16 protein-coding genes are annotated in these 14,667 nt (G+C 61.8%); 11 read left to right on the top strand and 5 right to left on the bottom strand.

The window, feature by feature from the left end; all coding sequences use genetic code 11:
* Window positions 1–7 precede the first annotated feature (7 nt).
* Together ACX3M4_RS10755 and ACX3M4_RS10750 are read right to left on the bottom strand one after the other, a co-directional pair.
* On the bottom strand, window positions 8–1,090 hold the full coding sequence (locus ACX3M4_RS10755) for an OmpA family protein (RefSeq protein ID WP_459358578.1): 1,083 nt from the start codon (window positions 1,088–1,090) through the stop codon (window positions 8–10).
* Between the two features lie 173 nt (window positions 1,091–1,263).
* A complete protein-coding gene (locus ACX3M4_RS10750; protein WP_459358577.1) occupies window positions 1,264–2,232 on the bottom strand; it encodes a LysR family transcriptional regulator in 969 nt (322 codons plus the stop codon).
* A gap of 108 nt (window positions 2,233–2,340) precedes the next feature.
* Between ACX3M4_RS10750 and ACX3M4_RS10745 the strand changes: the two genes are divergently transcribed.
* The 10 genes from ACX3M4_RS10745 (at window position 2,341) to ACX3M4_RS10700 (ending at window position 11,632) form a co-directional block, all read left to right on the top strand.
* On the top strand, window positions 2,341–3,207 hold the full coding sequence (locus tag ACX3M4_RS10745) for an ABC transporter permease (RefSeq protein ID WP_459358576.1): 867 nt from the start codon (window positions 2,341–2,343) through the stop codon (window positions 3,205–3,207).
* Window positions 3,207–3,992 carry an ABC transporter permease gene (locus ACX3M4_RS10740; protein ID WP_459358575.1) on the top strand — a complete coding sequence of 262 codons (786 nt, stop codon included), beginning with the start codon at window positions 3,207–3,209 and terminating at the stop codon, window positions 3,990–3,992. The genes ACX3M4_RS10745 and ACX3M4_RS10740 overlap by 1 nt, the downstream gene beginning before the upstream one ends.
* 55 nt (window positions 3,993–4,047) lie before the next feature.
* Window positions 4,048–5,187 (top strand): extracellular solute-binding protein, encoded by a 1,140-nt coding sequence (locus ACX3M4_RS10735; RefSeq protein WP_459358574.1) that lies wholly within the window; start codon window positions 4,048–4,050, stop codon window positions 5,185–5,187.
* A gap of 75 nt (window positions 5,188–5,262) precedes the next feature.
* Entirely contained in the window at window positions 5,263–6,348 is a 1,086-nt protein-coding gene (locus ACX3M4_RS10730; RefSeq protein ID WP_459358573.1) for an ABC transporter ATP-binding protein, read from the top strand.
* Window positions 6,345–7,700, top strand: coding sequence for an aminotransferase family protein (locus ACX3M4_RS10725; protein WP_459358572.1), 1,356 nt, complete (start codon window positions 6,345–6,347; stop codon window positions 7,698–7,700). The genes ACX3M4_RS10730 and ACX3M4_RS10725 overlap by 4 nt, the downstream gene beginning before the upstream one ends.
* Window positions 7,701–7,709: 9 nt before the next feature.
* Entirely contained in the window at window positions 7,710–8,639 is a 930-nt protein-coding gene (locus tag ACX3M4_RS10720) for a beta-keto acid cleavage family enzyme (protein WP_459358571.1), read from the top strand.
* 2 nt (window positions 8,640–8,641) lie between these two features.
* On the top strand, window positions 8,642–9,130 hold the full coding sequence (locus ACX3M4_RS10715) for a GNAT family N-acetyltransferase (protein WP_459358570.1): 489 nt from the start codon (window positions 8,642–8,644) through the stop codon (window positions 9,128–9,130).
* Window positions 9,127–10,149: a histone deacetylase family protein gene (locus ACX3M4_RS10710; RefSeq protein WP_459358569.1), complete on the top strand. Its 1,023-nt coding sequence runs from the start codon at window positions 9,127–9,129 to the stop codon at window positions 10,147–10,149. Before ACX3M4_RS10715 ends, ACX3M4_RS10710 begins: the two co-directional genes overlap by 4 nt.
* Window positions 10,146–11,267, top strand: a complete 1,122-nt coding sequence (locus ACX3M4_RS10705; RefSeq protein WP_459358568.1) for an NAD(P)/FAD-dependent oxidoreductase — start codon at window positions 10,146–10,148, stop codon at window positions 11,265–11,267. Before ACX3M4_RS10710 ends, ACX3M4_RS10705 begins: the two co-directional genes overlap by 4 nt.
* A gap of 14 nt (window positions 11,268–11,281) precedes the next feature.
* Entirely contained in the window at window positions 11,282–11,632 is a 351-nt protein-coding gene (locus ACX3M4_RS10700) for a RidA family protein (RefSeq protein ID WP_459358567.1), read from the top strand.
* A gap of 213 nt (window positions 11,633–11,845) precedes the next feature.
* On the opposite strand, the gene ACX3M4_RS10695 is transcribed toward ACX3M4_RS10700, so the two are convergent.
* The 3 genes from ACX3M4_RS10695 to ACX3M4_RS10685 all read right to left on the bottom strand — a co-directional run bounded on the left by ACX3M4_RS10695 (window position 11,846) and on the right by ACX3M4_RS10685 (window position 13,857).
* Window positions 11,846–12,007 carry a hypothetical protein gene (locus ACX3M4_RS10695; protein ID WP_459358566.1) on the bottom strand — a complete coding sequence of 54 codons (162 nt, stop codon included), beginning with the start codon at window positions 12,005–12,007 and terminating at the stop codon, window positions 11,846–11,848.
* 66 nt (window positions 12,008–12,073) lie between these two features.
* Complete coding sequence (locus ACX3M4_RS10690) at window positions 12,074–12,253, bottom strand: hypothetical protein (RefSeq protein ID WP_459358565.1); 180 nt, start codon at window positions 12,251–12,253, stop codon at window positions 12,074–12,076.
* Window positions 12,250–13,857 carry an FAD-dependent monooxygenase gene (locus ACX3M4_RS10685; protein ID WP_459358564.1) on the bottom strand — a complete coding sequence of 536 codons (1,608 nt, stop codon included), beginning with the start codon at window positions 13,855–13,857 and terminating at the stop codon, window positions 12,250–12,252. The genes ACX3M4_RS10690 and ACX3M4_RS10685 overlap by 4 nt, the downstream gene beginning before the upstream one ends.
* 87 nt (window positions 13,858–13,944) lie before the next feature.
* On the opposite strand from ACX3M4_RS10685, the gene ACX3M4_RS10680 reads away from it, so the two are divergent.
* Entirely contained in the window at window positions 13,945–14,640 is a 696-nt protein-coding gene (locus ACX3M4_RS10680; RefSeq protein WP_459358563.1) for a helix-turn-helix transcriptional regulator, read from the top strand.
* Window positions 14,641–14,667 lie beyond the last annotated feature (27 nt).

Below are 14,667 nucleotides of genomic sequence, written 5' to 3'. Positions count from 1 at the left end.
GTTGATCCTATTCGACAACGACAAATTCGATCCGTCGGTTGCGGTGCTTGCCTTCCGGTGAGGAGTTGGGGGCGACTGGACGGGTTTCGCCATAGCCGACGCTCCGGATCCGGCTCTCGAGGATGTCCCGCGAGACCAGGTATTGTTTGACCGCGCCGGCCCGCCGTTCGGAAAGTTGCTGGTTTGAAGGCTCGCTGCCGTCACTGTCCGTATGTCCCCCGACCTCGATCACAAGGCCAGGGCAGCGGGAAATGATGTCGACCAGGCTGTTGAGAAGCGGCTCGCTTCGGGCGTCCAGGCGGGAACTGCCACTTGGAAAATAGATGTTGTCGGTACGCGACAGGATCTCGAAGCGGCCCTCGCATGCTTCCTGGTCCAGGTTGCCTTCCGGCTCCAGAGCTGTGCTTGCCGCTGCCGCTTGTATTGGTGCAGCCGCTTCCTGTCCGGATGCCTCCTGGTCCTGATGTCTCTCGGAATTGCGTGCGAAAACGAAATCGAACGAAACGGTGGCGGACGGCACGATGACGACCCCGGCCGCCTCTTCCAGTTTCTTGATGCCGCCTCCGAGTGCGAAGTCCGCTGCCGGGACGGAAATCGGCGCCGTCGTCGAAACAGCGACCAGAGCGTCGCTCAGATAGGTAACTGCGACCTCCGTTTGATAGGTCCTGGAAACGCCATGCAAGGTGAGATCAAAGTCGAGCGGGACGATCTTGCGCTTCTTCTGCGATAGATCCGCCAGAATCGCCGGTTCGATTTTTGAGGAGATAAGTGCTTCCGGAAATTCGAAGGTCTCGAAAAACAGGAAGCGCATGCGCACGTTTCTGAGGTCGATCTTGGTATCGACCGAGTCCAGGAAGACGCGGATATTTGCGGTTCCGCTTTCGTCGATGTTGCCTTCAAACTGCGCAAATCCGCTCGATTCCACGATTGTCAGGTTCTTCACCGACTGGAAGCGCAAGGACGATGCATCCCGCTGCAGGGTCCAGCCGCCCTCGAAGACCTGGTCCGTCGCGAGGGACGGAGACTGCAGCAGAAAGCCGGTAATAAGACCGAACAACAGCGCTTTCAATGCAGGCTGCACAACACGCATTGTTCCCTCCTCTCAGTCAATGCAGTGCCAGTGTCTGCATTTACGTAGCGCGTACAAAGTGTTGCAAAGTCGCTGCCGGAAAGCAATCGTCTCCGAAGAGACCGAACTGGTGCCGGCAAGCCATATCGTTCGCGGTGATTCCGGGCGATCGTAAGACCCGTGACCGAGTTTGGTCAGCGATATGTCCGATCCTCGATCGGCGTCTGGTGGATCGTTTCCAGAAGCATTTCCAGAAGGGCCGTTTCCGCTCGGTTGAGCTTGGCCTTCGGGTTCCAGACGACATGAACGTCGATTTCCGGCAGGACCTCATAGGGAGGCAGCTGCCACAGCAGCCCTTCCGCGACGTCCCGCTTGACGACATGGACGGGCAGGGGGCCAACGCCGAGACCGGCGATGATCATGCGCCGGACCTCCTCCAGGTTGGCTGAGGTGCCGACGATCCTGTCTTCCAGATCCGCTTCCGCGCGCATCAGGGTTACCGGCCTCAGCGCGTCTTCCAGCCGGTCGGTGACGAAACTGACGGTCGACAGGCCCGCGAGATCCGCCTTGGTGAGATTGCTCTTGCCGAAGAGGGGATGCGGCGGGCCGCAGAAGAGGCCAAAGAACTCCCGGAAGAGACGCAGATATTCCAGCCTAGGATTGCGATCCCGCACCAGACAGACCGCGAGCGAAGCCCGCCGCGATGTCACGGCCTCCAGTGCCTCCTTGCTGGCGGACACATTGATGGTGAGCGTTGCTGCCGGGTGGCGTGCGTGGAACGCTTGCAGCGTATCGTCGAAAAGCGGGCTGACGACGTGGCTCGCCATGGCAATCTCGACATGTCCGCGCACCTCGTCGGTGACGTCGCGCATCAGCGTGCCGAGTCGCAGGATCGCGCCCTGGATCTCGATGGCTTCCTTGTAAAGTAGCGTTCCGGCCTCGGTCAGCTCGAAATTGCCCGGGCTCCGGTTGATCAGCCGGCGGCCGAGGCGGTCCTCCAGCCGCTTGAGCGCGCTCGAGACGGTCGGCTGTTTCAGGCGCAACCTGTCCGCCGCCTTCGTCACGCTGCCGGCCTCGGCCAGAACGATGAAGGTTCGAAGCAGGTTCCAGTCCAATTCGCGCGCGAGGCGCTCGGCCTGGATCGGGTCAAGTTCGCTAGGCATTGATCCAATCAATAGTCGCAATTCTAATTATCTATTTGATCAATGAAGGCCTGCCTGCAACGCTGAAGTCAAGCAGTTTTGACAAGGGATCAGGTGGGCTTTAAGCGCATGAGCGTCGAAGCAAGGGAACAGCGGCAACCATGGATACTTCTTTCCCCCGCCCTCACGGCCGTGGGCCTGCTGTTGTTCGTGCCGCTGCTCTTCATCGTCGTCTATTCCTTCTGGCTGCGCACCGCCACGGGCGCCGACCAGGCGGGCTTTTACCTCGATAACTGGCAGGAAGCCCTCACCGATCCCTTCTACCGGGACATTCTTCTCGGCACGCTCCGCATTGCGGCGATCACCACGGCAGTCTGTGCGGTCATGGGGTATCCGGCGGCGTATTTCATCGCCCGTTCACGCGGCAACAAGGCCCTGCTACTGCTCTTGCTGATGTTGCCCTTCTGGATCAGCTACATCATCCGGACCATGTCCTGGATCAACATTCTGGGCGTCTCCGGAGCGGTCAACTGGCTGCTGGTCAATCTCGGCATAGTCTCCGAACCCATCCAGATGCTCTACAACGAGCCGACGGTGATCCTCGGCCTCGTGCACTTCCTGCTGCCGTTCATGGTGCTGAACGTCTATGTCGCGCTTGAGGGCATCGACGTCTCGCTGGAAGACGCCGCCTGTTCGCTCGGCTCCACCCGCTGGCAGGCTTTCCGCGAAGTGACACTGCCGCTGTCATTGCCGGGCCTCGCGGCGGGCGGCCTGCTGTGTTTCGTGCTCAGCGCCGGCACCTACATCACGCCGCTGGTCCTGGGCGGACCGACGGATGCGATGTTCGCCAATCTCGTCTTCGAGGCCATCATCACCCAGCTCAACTGGCCACTCGGCTCGGCACTTTCCCTCATGCTGCTCGCGGTGCTGGGCGCGCTGGTACTCACCTACAACCACTATCTCGGCATGGGCCAACTGATGAAGGGGCTCGGCTGATGGGGTGGAAACTGATCAGGGCCTATACGCTCCTCGTCTATCTCTTCATGTTCCTGCCCGTGGCTGTCGTGGTGCTATTGAGCTTCAACGCCAGCCAGTTCGGCAGCTTCCCCATGACCGGCTTTTCCTTTCGCTGGTTCGAGGAACTGGCCGGAAACGAGGCGATCCTCCGGGCCTTCCGGACTTCGATCATTCTCGGCGGCCTGACTGCCTTGATTTCCACGACGCTCGGCGTTCTCGCCAGCCTTGCACTGGTTCGCTACGACGTTCCGGGCCGCAACCTGATCTCTACGCTGCTGATCGCGCCGATCCTTGTACCGGAAGTGGTCCTGGCGGTTGCCTTGCTGCTGTTCCTGAATTTCCTCTCCATCAACAAGAGCTTCTTCCTGCTCCTGATGGGCCACGTCATCTTCACGCTTCCCTTCGTGATCCTCGTGGTTCAGGCGCGCCTGGTCGGTATCCGGCGCGATTACGAGGAAGCCGCCCTCAGCCTTGGCGCTAGCCCGGTGCAGGCCTTCTTCCAGATCACGCTGCCGCTGCTGGCACCCGCCGTCTTCGCCGGCATGCTCTTTGCCTTCACCATCAGCTTCGACGACATCACCGGTACATTGTTCTGGAAGCCGGGCGGGGTTGAAACCGTGCCGACCCAGATCTTCGCCATGCTGCGCAATTCCATCTCTCCGGAAATCAACGCGCTCGGCACCGTGATGATCTTCCTCACCGTCGGACTGCCGCTTCTCGGACTGGCAGTCGCAAGACGGATGGCCCTTCAGCGCGGCGGTTAGAACCGCGCGACCAAACCTGAAAGACACTTATAAACAAACCAGAGTGGACAGGAAAATGGACAATACCAAACGCTTCGAGCGTCTGCGCGAACGCTATCTCAACGGCGATCTCGACCGCCGCAAGTTTCTCGGACTGATCGGGGCAGCCGGTCTCGCCTATGGCGTCCAGACGCCCTTTGCCCGTCATGCCTTTGCGGCGGCAAACGAAGTCCGTTTCGACGGCTGGGGCGGCGTCGTTTCCGAGGCCTTCCGCAAATACGCCTTCGACCCTTATACGGAAAAGACCGGCGTCAAGGTGGTCGACGGCACCTTCGGCGGTGGCGACGAATACCTGTCTCGCGTGAAGGCAAGCCAGGAGGGGGAATACAATCTCGCCCATCTGTCCGGCGTCTTCGACTATGCGCGCTACGTCAATCTCGGGCTGAACTCGACCCTGAACGAGGACAACATTCCGAACCTGAAATACGTGATCCCCAAGCTGACCGATGTCTTCCGTGGGGTGACCGACGGCAAGCTCTCCTGTGTTCCCTATGACTACGGCACCACGGGAATTGCCTATAACCGGAAATACATTTCAGACGACGAGGCCAAGGCCAAGGGAGCGAAGCTCCTCATCGATGAAGCCTACAAGGGCAAGATCGGCGGCTGGTCCGACTGGCGCACCCGCGTCTGGTACGCGTCTCTCCAGACCGGCCAGGACCCGAACAACGCCACCGACATGGACGCCGTCTGGGACGCTGTACGCACCAACCGCGACCTTCTGCTGAAATACTGGCAGTCCGGCGCCGAGCTGATGAGCCTTTTGGCGGAAGAAGAGGTCTACGTCACCGAAGGCTGGTCCGGCCGCATCTATGCGCTGCAGGAGCAGGGCCACGACATCGGCTATATCGATCCGCCCAACGGCTTCGGCTGGCAGGAATGCATCTTCGTCATCAAGGGATCGCCGATGGCCGAATGCGAGGAGTTGCTCAACTTCATGCTGGCACCGGAGACCTCGATTGCGGTCGCGGAAGGACAGAACTATCCGCCGGCGCTCGATCCGCAGAAGGTCGATCTCGGCACGAAGATCCCGACACTTCCCGCCTTCGATCCGACCGGCACCCTGGACGGACTGACCTTCGCCAATCCGGACTACTGGAATGGCCACGAGGCGGACTGGTCGAAGACCTTCGGACGTATCCAGAAGGGCTACTAAGCCTGAAGCAGACACCGAACCTTCCGGCGGTTTCCGCCGGAAGGTGCTCTTTTTCAAGGAACCCGGAGAACTGGCGTGAGCGCGGTAACCCTCACCAATATCGTCAAGAAGTTCGGAGGCTTCACGGCCGTTCACCGGATGAGCATGGACATTCCGGATGGCAGTTTCGTGACGCTGCTCGGGCCGTCCGGATGCGGAAAAACAACGACCCTCAGAATGATCGCCGGCCTCATCGACCCTTCCGAAGGCGACATCACCATCAAGGGCAAACGCATCAACGACGTGCCGATTCACAAGCGCAATCTCGGCCTTGTGTTCCAGAACTATGCCCTCTTCCCGCACAAGACGATTGCCGAGAACGTTGCCTTCGGCCTCAAGTATCGCAGTGTTTCCAGGGCGGATGCCGAGCGGAAGGTGAAGGACGTATTGGACCTGGTCCAGCTTCCCCATGTCGCCGATCGCTACCCGAAACAGCTCTCCGGCGGTCAGCAGCAGCGTATCGCGCTGGCGCGGGCGATTGTCATCGAGCCGGACGTGCTGCTCCTGGACGAACCGTTGTCGGCACTTGATGCCAACCTGCGCGAAGACATGCGGGTGGAGCTGAAACGCATCCAGCACCGCATCGGCATCACCACCGTCTTCGTCACCCACGACCAGTCCGAGGCGCTCGCCATGTCGGACCGGATCGTGGTGATGTCCAACGGCCGGGTGGAACAGATCGGCACGCCGCAGGAGGTCTACAACACGCCGGCCAGCGAGTTCGTTTCCCGGTTCCTCGGCATTTCCAACATCCTGGAGGCGACCTGCCGGGAAGCGAACGGACAGGCAATCTCCCTTCAGCTCGACCAATTGGGTACGGTCACCGTGCCGAAGGAGAGGGCCCCCAACGTCGCCGGAACAGGCCCGGCACAGCTCGTCATCCGGGCAGAGAAACTTCTGCTGGCGGAAAAATCCGCTCCGGCGGATGATCGGATCGCACTCAATGGAATCGTCGAGGCGGTCGACTATCAGGGTCAGGCGGCACGCTATTTCGTGCGCGTCGGCGACACTCAACTTCAGGTGATCAACATGATCGATCAGCATCCCTTTCAGGAAGGTTCGGAGGTATCCGTCCGCTTCCGCCCGCGCGATTGCGCCGCTCTGCCTGGAGCCCCTAAATGAACCTGCCTGCCAAATCCCATCTTTTCTATCAGTCCCGCCAGCGCCGTCCGATGCTGGACCAGGCGCGGGGCGTTTATATGTGGGACGTCGACGGCAAGCGCTATCTCGACGGCTCATCGGGGGCCATGGTCTGCAATATCGGCCATTCCAACCCGCGCGTTCTGGAAGCCATGCGCAAGCAGATGGAAAAATCCACCTTCGGCTACCGCCTCCATTTCGAGACGGAGCCCGCGGAACTGCTGGCGGCGAAAACCGCCTCGCTGGCTCCGGACGGATTGGAGAAGGTCTTCTTCGTTTCCGGCGGTTCAGAAGCGGTGGAAAGCGCCATCAAGCTTGCCCGCCAGAACGCCATCGCCATTGGCGAGGCGCAGCGCTACAAGGTGATTTCGCGCGAGCCGAGCTATCACGGATGCACGCTTGGAGCCCTGGCCCTGACCGGTTATGCGCCGCTGACAGCGCCCTTCGATCCGATGATGCGGCCGATGCCGAAGATCCCGGCGCCGCGCGCCTATCTCGACGGTCTCGATCCGGACGACGAGGCAACGGGCAGGTATTATGCCGACATGCTGGAAGCCAAAATCCTGTCCGAAGGACCGGAGACCATCCTTGCCTTCATCGTCGAGCCGGTCGGCGGAGCGTCCACCGGCGCCCTCGTGCCGCCGAAGGGCTACATGCAGCGCATCCGTGAGATCTGCACCCGCTACGGCGTGCTGCTGATCCACGACGAGGTCATGTCCGGTGGTGGCCGCACCGGCAAGTTCTTTGCTGCCGAGCACTGGAATGTCGAGCCGGACATCCTCGTCATCTCCAAGGGCTTTGCCGCCGGCTATGCGCCGCTGGGGGCGATGGTCGCGCATAACGACATCGTCACCAACGTCCTTGACAGCGGTGGCTTCCTGCACGGCTTCACCTACGCCGGCAATCCGCTGGCCTGTGCTGCCGGTCTCGCCGTCCTGGAGGAGATCGAACGCGAGGATCTTTGCGACAATGCCGCCCGGATGGGCGCGCTACTCAAGAGCGAACTGACCAAGCTGATGGATCGCTATTCGATCATCGGCGACGTACGCGGCGAGGGACTGCTGCTTGCCTTCGAACTTGTCGAGGACCGGACCAGCCTCAGGCCTTTGCCGAAGGAACTCGGCGCTTTCAACCAGCTTGTCGACATCGCCTACGAAAACGGCCTCATCATCTATGCCCGGCGCACGCGCGGCGGTTACAGCGGCGATCACTTCCTGATCGCACCGCCGATGATCCTGACCGAAGACCATGTCGGTGAAATCATCGAGGGCCTGGACCTTTCCCTGAAACAGTTCCTGGACCGCATTTCAGAACAACGCGCCAAAGCCAGCTAACAGCTTAAAATGACAGACAAGATCATCATCACCTGTGCCATTACGGGCTCCATCCACACGCCCACCATGTCGCCCCATCTGCCGGTGACACCCGCCGAGATTGCCGGGCAGGCCATCGGCGCGGCGGAGGCGGGAGCTGCCATCCTGCATCTCCATGCCCGCAATCCGGAAACGGGTCAGCCCTCGGCTCGGGAAGCGGATTTCATGGCCTTCCTGCCGGAGATCAAGGCCGGCAGCGACGCCGTCCTGAACCTCTCCACCGGCGGTAGCGCCATCATGAGCCTGGAGGACAGGATTGCCGGACCGCTGAAGGCCGAGCCGGAAATGTGCTCGCTCAACATGGGCACCATGAACTTCGCGCTCTATCCGCTGGCGGACCGCTATGACAGCTGGGTTCACGAGTGGGAGCAGCCGTTCCTGCGCGGCACGGACGACCTCGTCTTCAAGAACACGCCGCGTGATATCGCGTTCGTGCTGACGAAGATGGGCCAGGAGCGCGGCGCCCGCTTCGAGTTCGAATGCTACGACGTCGGCCATCTCTATATGCTGCGGCACTTTGCCGACCGGGGCCTGATCAAGCCACCCTTCTTCATCCAGTTCGTCTTCGGTGTTCTTGGCGGTATCGGCGCCGATCCTGAAAACCTGCAGCACATGAAGCGGATGGCCGACAAGCTCTTCGGTGACGACTATGTGTTTTCGGTGCTGGCGGCGGGGCGCCAGCAGATCCCGTTTGCGACCATGTCGGCCGCGATGGGCGGGCATGTGCGGGTCGGGCTGGAGGACAACCTCTATATCGCCAAGGGCAAACTCGCCCGTTCCAATGCGGAGCAGGTCGAGAAGATCCGCAAGATCGTGGAGGAACTCGGCCGGACGGTTGCGACGCCGGACGAGGCAAGGGCAATGCTCGGCCTCAAGGGCGCTGGAAATACGGCCTTCTGACCATGAGCGGCATATCCATCAGACGCGCGGAGCGCAACGATGCCGAACGGGTGCATGCAGCGCTCCGGCAGCTCTCGGCAGATATGGGCGACACACATGCCGCCAGCCTTGACGACGTGATCCGCCACGGCTTCTCGGAAACACCAGCCTTCATTGCCCTTCTGGCGATCCGGGAGGCAGACGACCTGACACTTGGCGTGCTCCAGGCGTCTCCGGTCTTTTCAACGACCCGCGGCGGCACCGGCCTATACGTCTCGGATCTCTGGGTAGACGGCGCCGCGCGTGGAGAAGGGCTGGGGCAGCGGTTGCTGGCGGCAAGTCTGGAGCTTGCGCCAGCGAGCTGGAAACCCGTCTTCCTGCGGCTTGCTGTCTATGGCGGCAATCCGGCTGCCCGCCGCTTCTATGAACGGCTCGGCTTTGAAGCGCGGCAGAACGAGACGGTCTTCGACCTGACGCGACCCGCGCTCGACACATTGAGGAAACGCCCATGAGAGCCATTTTTGACGACCGCCAGTGGGCGCATGACCCGAAGCACTTCATGGCCAATGGCACGCGCCTGGCCAATCCGGAACAGCCTCGCCGCATCGAGGTGCTGAAATCCGGTGCGGTGGCCGCGGGCTGCCGTTTCGAAGCGCCACAGGATCATGGTCTCGGGCCCATCGCAGCTTTGCATTCGGCTGAATATCTCGTCTTCCTGCAGACCATCCACCAGCGCTGGAGCCGCATCGAAGGTGCTTCGGACGAAGTCATTCCGAATGTCCATCCCGACCGGCGCACGGCAAGCTATCCACGCTCCGCCGTCGGGCAGGCAGGCTTTCACCAGGCCGATACAAGCTGCCCGATCGCTGCCGGCACCTGGGAGGCGGCCTATTGGTCCGCCCAGAGCGCCGTGCAGGGTGCGGACCTGATGGCCGCTGGCGAGCAGGCGGCCTACGTGCTGTCCCGGCCTCCGGGGCATCATGCCTTCGGCGACCTCGCCGGTGGCTTCTGCTTTTTGAACAACTCCGCCATTGCTGCCGAACGTTTGCTGAAAGCCGGCAAGCGCCCGGCAATCCTCGATGTCGACGTTCATCACGGCAACGGCACGCAAGGTATCTTCTATGAACGCGGTGATGTGCTGACCGTCTCGATCCACGCCGATCCGGTACGCTTCTATCCCTTCTTCTGGGGACACGGCCATGAACGCGGCGAGGGCGCGGGGAGGGGCACAAATCTCAACCTGCCGCTGGGGCGGGGTACGGGTGACGACGATTACCTGGAGGCACTCGACACCGCCTTCGATCATATTCGCGCCTTCGGTACGGATGTTCTGGTGGTCGCCCTCGGTCTCGACGCCTATGAGAAGGACCCGTTGAAAGGCCTTGCCATCACCACGCCGGGTTTTGCCCGGATCGGCACTGCCATTGCAAAACTTGGCCTGCCAACGTTATTCGTTCAGGAAGGCGGGTATCTCTCGGAAGAACTCGGCCTCAACCTCAGCAGTTTCCTTAAGGGATTTCAGAACGCATGAGCGAGACCTCCGATTTCCTGATCATCGGCGGCGGTATTGCCGGAACAGGTGCCGCCGCCCGCTTGGCGCCGGAGGCGAAAGTCACTGTCCTGGAGATGGAGGACGCGCTTGGCCGCCATGCCACCGGACGCTCCGCCGCTATCTTCATCCGAAACTACGGCAACGCCACCTTGCGCGCGTTGAACGCCGCCTCCGAAACGGTTCTGAAGCAACCGGAAGGAATCTCGGACCAGAGCCTGCTGTCGCCACGAGGAGAGATGCTGATCGCGGCCGAAGACGAACTGGAAGATTTCGATAAGTATCTCGACGGTGCGGACGGAATGGAAACCCTGACGGCGGACGAGGCCGTTGCGCTCTTTCCATTGCTTCGAAGGGAAGGCATTGCCGCTGCCGCGATCGAACGCGATGCGCAGGATATCGACGTTGACCGCTTGCTGCAGGGTTTTTACCGGCTTTCGAAGCGTCACGGTGCTGCCTTCGTGACAGAAGCTCCCGCGCAACGCATCCTGCACAATGGTGGCACCTGGCGGGTCGAAACGCCGAAGGGCGCGTTTGAAGCGCCGGTTCTGATCAACGCGGCCGGGGCCTGGGCGGACAAGATTGCTGAGATGGCCGGTGTACGGAAAGTCGGCCTGCAACCGATGCGCCGATCGGCAGCCATCGTACCGCCGCCGGACGGGGTCGACGTCACCACCTGGCCGCTTGTCGCCAGTGCCTCGGAGCGCTGGTACGCCAAGCCGGATGCCGGCAAGCTGATGGTCTCGCCCGCCGACGAAGACCCGGTCGAGCCACACGACGCCTGGGCTGACGACATGGTGCTGGCGGAAGGTCTTTACCGGTTCGAGCAGGCTGTCACCATGCCGGTGACGCGGGTGGAGCGGAACTGGGCGGGCCTGCGCAGCTTCGTCGCCGACCGCACGCCAGCAGTCGGTTTTGCACCCGACGCGGAGGGCTTTTTCTGGCTTGCGGGCCAGGGAGGCTACGGCGTACAAACGGCCCCGGCTCTCTCCCGGCTTGTCGCGGATCTCTGCTTGAAGCGTCCGTCCGAGCTTTCCGAAAAGGTAGTGACCGCCCTCGATCCTGCCCGCCTTTTCCAGGCGGGCGCTTTTCAAGTCTAAAAAGGAATTCAACCATGTCCGATATCAAACGGCTGGAAGCCGGTCCGCGCATGAGCCAGGCCGTGATCCATGGTGGTCTTGTCTATCTCGCCGGCCAGGTCGGAAACCCGGGCGACACGGTCACCGAGCAGACCAAGACGGTTCTCGCCCGCATCGACGGTCTGCTGGCCCAGGCCGGCTCCGACAAGAGCCGCATTCTCCAGGCCACCATCTGGCTGGACGACATGAAGGATTTCGCCGACATGAATGCCGTCTGGGACGCCTGGGTCGCTCCGGGCCAGACCCCGGCCCGCGCTACCGGCGAATCCAAGCTGGCCACGCCGGAATACAAGGTCGAGATCATCGTCATCGCGGCGCTTGCCTGAAAAAGTTTTTGACAGCGAGCCCGCCGTCCGGCGGGTTCAGCTGGACAGCTAAACCTCGGTTCGTCATCCCGGACGCAGCGTAGCGAAGATCCGGGACCGGTGAGCCGGGGTCTCTCGTCGGACCATCAGGCGGTTCGCACGGTGCCTCCCCGGTCCCGGCTCGCGCTGCGCTTGGCCGGGATGACGATGGCGGGTTTGTGCGCGCTTGGAGACTCAAGCTTCGTCTGATCCCGCTGTGTCCGATTGCGTGCCGACACGCCCCAGAAACCAGCTCACAAAAGAAACCGCGAGCGGATTGGCACCCTCGCGCAATCTGGCGGAATAGACCTCGCCATCCTTGATCGAGATATCGGAGAGAACGATCAGGTCACCCACCACTCAAGGGCACCGAGCGGCACAATCTCAGCGATCCGAACGGCTCAGCTTATTGAGAGGTGGGCCTCATGCATCGAGATTGCTGGCAGCTTCCACAATCCGCCGCCGGACCCGCTCCGCATCGGCGAGATCATGCGCAAGCAGCAGCGTCAGCTTGGCGAGATAGAGGTCGCGTTTGCCGGTTCCGGCCGCATCCAGCTGTTCTGCGAGAGCCTCATAAACGGTTTCAAGATCGGCCGGTGTCATTGAAGTCCTCCTGCAGTGGCAAGGTTCAGGCTCTGTCTGACAGCGTCTGGTGTGGCGCTGTGCCAGCGGGCCGCAATGTGGAGATCCGGCCGGACGAGATAGGCGCTGGATGGGGCGGCGGAGAGCACTTCCGCTGCCTCGGACACGGGCTGCAAGACGACGGGTGTCAGATCAAGCCCGGCAAGACTGTCAGCCAACTTTGCATCGAGCGTGATCAGGGAGAATCCGGGTCCCAGCAGATCGGTCAGGAAACCGTCGCCGACACGGGCTTCCGGCAGAGGGGCACCGGGGCAGGGGCCTCCTTCGAAGCCGGGATCGTCCGGAGAAACACCCGGACTGTCGGCATAGGTATAGGGCGTCATCTGGCGCGGGTTGGCGAGCTGGCCCGCAAAGGGATGGCTCAGAGCCAGGTTCAGGGCCGCATCGCGCATCAACTGCCAGCCGGAAGTGGGCGGTGTCATGAAACGCGCCGATTTCGAGGCGTTGAGGAAGACATCCAGCGTCGCGCCGCGCCTTTCGGGCGTGTAGCTGTCGAGCAGTCCCGCCCCGGCTTTGCCCTGCATCACCCAGGCGAGTTTCCAGGCGATGTTATGAGCGTCCGCAAGGCCGTTGTTCAGCCCGCGAACGCCGAAGATCGGCACGATATGGGCGCTGTCGCCGATGAAAAAGATGCGGCCGTCGCGATAGTCATCGAGGGCCAGCGTGTTGGCGGAATAGATGCTCCACCATTCAAGATCCCAGGCGCCGGTATAACCCAGGTCCGCCAGAACGGCGGCGACAGCGGCGCGCACGGTTTCCTCGCGGATCGCTTCCGCCTCGTCCTCGCCGTCGCGAAGCTGATAGTCGATGCGCCAGATATTGTCCGGCTGGCGATGTACAAGGATCGTACCGCCCCGCCGGCAATCGGGGTCGAACAGCGCCCTGCGGATTGTCGGGTAGTCGTGATCCATCTGGACATCCGCGATCACGTAGCGGCCCTCGAAATTTTCGCCCTTGAGACGGAGGCCCCGCAGGGTCCTGACGGTGCTGCGCGCGCCGTCCGCAGCCAGCAGCCAGTCGCAGTCGAGCTGATAGGCGCCGTTGGTATCTTCCACGGTGAGGCGGACACCATCTGCAATGTCCTGAACAGCCAAGACCCGGCTCTGCCATCTGGTTTCGATCAGCGGTTCCTTTGTGATCGCCTCCCAGAGGAACTGCTCGATATATTGCTGTTCGAGATTGTACATCGGCCGGAATTTTTCGCGCGGACTGTCCGGCATCTCGAATTCCAGGATCTGACGGCCGCGATAGAAGCTCCGGCCCATGGTCCAGCCGAGAGATTTTTCCAGGAAAGGCGCAACGGCGCCGAGGCGGTCAAGAATGTGGTAGCTTTGCCGGGCAATACAGATGGCGCGGCTGCCGTCGTTGAAAGTCGACTTGGCATCGAGAAGGACGCAGCGGACACCTTCGCGGGCGAGCGCCAGCGCGGCAGTCATGCCGACCGGACCGCCACCGGCAATGGCAATCGGGGCTCTTTCGGTAAGCCGGCTACGGTCCGCCGGTGCATCGAAATGCGGATAGGTGAAATAGAGCGAGTCCGTGTCTGCGCGTCCTGCCGGTCTCATGGTCTTCCTCCCTGGCTGCCCGCAAGGATAAGCATCCTGGCATGTCGCGTCTGTCCCCCTTGATGGAGGACATGCTATCAGCATCTCATGGAGACAATCGTCCGCAACATTGATGCCTGCCTGACAGAGCTCGGCTCGGAGACCTTTGCGCAAGCCTATGTCGCTTTTGCGGAAGCGCTCGGCATTGACCAGATCATGGTGTTTTCCATCGAGGAGGCCCGGGCGCGCTGTCTGCTTTCCTGGCACTTCAGCAAGACGTCGATGGCCGGAGAGCTTGCAGAGACCTATCTGGATGGCTGGTACAGGCAGGACCCGCTGTTGCAGGACCTGCTCGATGGGCCGACGAACAGCGTCACGCTACGCCGGCTGAGCGACATCGAAGCGCGAATGACCCCGGACTACCGGCATCTCTTCTTCGAAGCGCCCGGTCTCAAGGCGAAAACAACTCTGCTTGCCGTCGGCGAAACGCTCCGCCTTTTTGTCAGTCTCTATCAGGGTGATCCTGCCGGTCCTGAATGCGACGCGGACCTTGCCCGTCTTGCGGGCCGGCTGGCGCTCCTGCATTTCGAGCACATGTCGGACACCGGCCTGCCACCGCCTCTGGCAGCTCTCAGCGAGCGTGAGCAGGCCGTATGTCTCGGGATCCTGTCAGGCTACAAGGCCGAGGCCATCGCGGCCGAACTCGACGTCGCCCCCTCGACCGTCATCACCTACCGCAAGCGCGCCTATGCCAAGCTCGGTGTCACGTCCCGGGCCGGACTGTTTGCGATCTGCGGGAAATAGGACGGGGCAGCGAAGCTGCGATTGGTC

Source organism: Roseibium sp. M-1 (assembly GCF_054515675.1).
This window is presented reverse-complemented; position numbering and strand designations above follow the sequence as displayed.

What these genes read in the sequence shown, in the direction of transcription:
- ACX3M4_RS10755 (WP_459358578.1), bottom strand. Translation starts at nt 1,090, where the DNA reads ATGCGTGTTGTGCAGCCTGCATTGAAAGCGCTGTTGTTCGGTCTTATT.
- ACX3M4_RS10750 (WP_459358577.1), bottom strand. Translation starts at nt 2,232, where the DNA reads ATGCCTAGCGAACTTGACCCGATCCAGGCCGAGCGCCTCGCGCGCGAA.
- ACX3M4_RS10745 (WP_459358576.1), top strand. Translation starts at nt 2,341, where the DNA reads ATGAGCGTCGAAGCAAGGGAACAGCGGCAACCATGGATACTTCTTTCC.
- ACX3M4_RS10740 (WP_459358575.1), top strand. Translation starts at nt 3,207, where the DNA reads ATGGGGTGGAAACTGATCAGGGCCTATACGCTCCTCGTCTATCTCTTC.
- ACX3M4_RS10735 (WP_459358574.1), top strand. Translation starts at nt 4,048, where the DNA reads ATGGACAATACCAAACGCTTCGAGCGTCTGCGCGAACGCTATCTCAAC.
- ACX3M4_RS10725 (WP_459358572.1), top strand. Translation starts at nt 6,345, where the DNA reads ATGAACCTGCCTGCCAAATCCCATCTTTTCTATCAGTCCCGCCAGCGC.
- ACX3M4_RS10720 (WP_459358571.1), top strand. Translation starts at nt 7,710, where the DNA reads ATGACAGACAAGATCATCATCACCTGTGCCATTACGGGCTCCATCCAC.
- ACX3M4_RS10715 (WP_459358570.1), top strand. Translation starts at nt 8,642, where the DNA reads ATGAGCGGCATATCCATCAGACGCGCGGAGCGCAACGATGCCGAACGG.
- ACX3M4_RS10710 (WP_459358569.1), top strand. Translation starts at nt 9,127, where the DNA reads ATGAGAGCCATTTTTGACGACCGCCAGTGGGCGCATGACCCGAAGCAC.
- ACX3M4_RS10705 (WP_459358568.1), top strand. Translation starts at nt 10,146, where the DNA reads ATGAGCGAGACCTCCGATTTCCTGATCATCGGCGGCGGTATTGCCGGA.
- ACX3M4_RS10700 (WP_459358567.1), top strand. Translation starts at nt 11,282, where the DNA reads ATGTCCGATATCAAACGGCTGGAAGCCGGTCCGCGCATGAGCCAGGCC.
- ACX3M4_RS10690 (WP_459358565.1), bottom strand. Translation starts at nt 12,253, where the DNA reads ATGACACCGGCCGATCTTGAAACCGTTTATGAGGCTCTCGCAGAACAG.
- ACX3M4_RS10685 (WP_459358564.1), bottom strand. Translation starts at nt 13,857, where the DNA reads ATGAGACCGGCAGGACGCGCAGACACGGACTCGCTCTATTTCACCTAT.
- ACX3M4_RS10680 (WP_459358563.1), top strand. Translation starts at nt 13,945, where the DNA reads ATGGAGACAATCGTCCGCAACATTGATGCCTGCCTGACAGAGCTCGGC.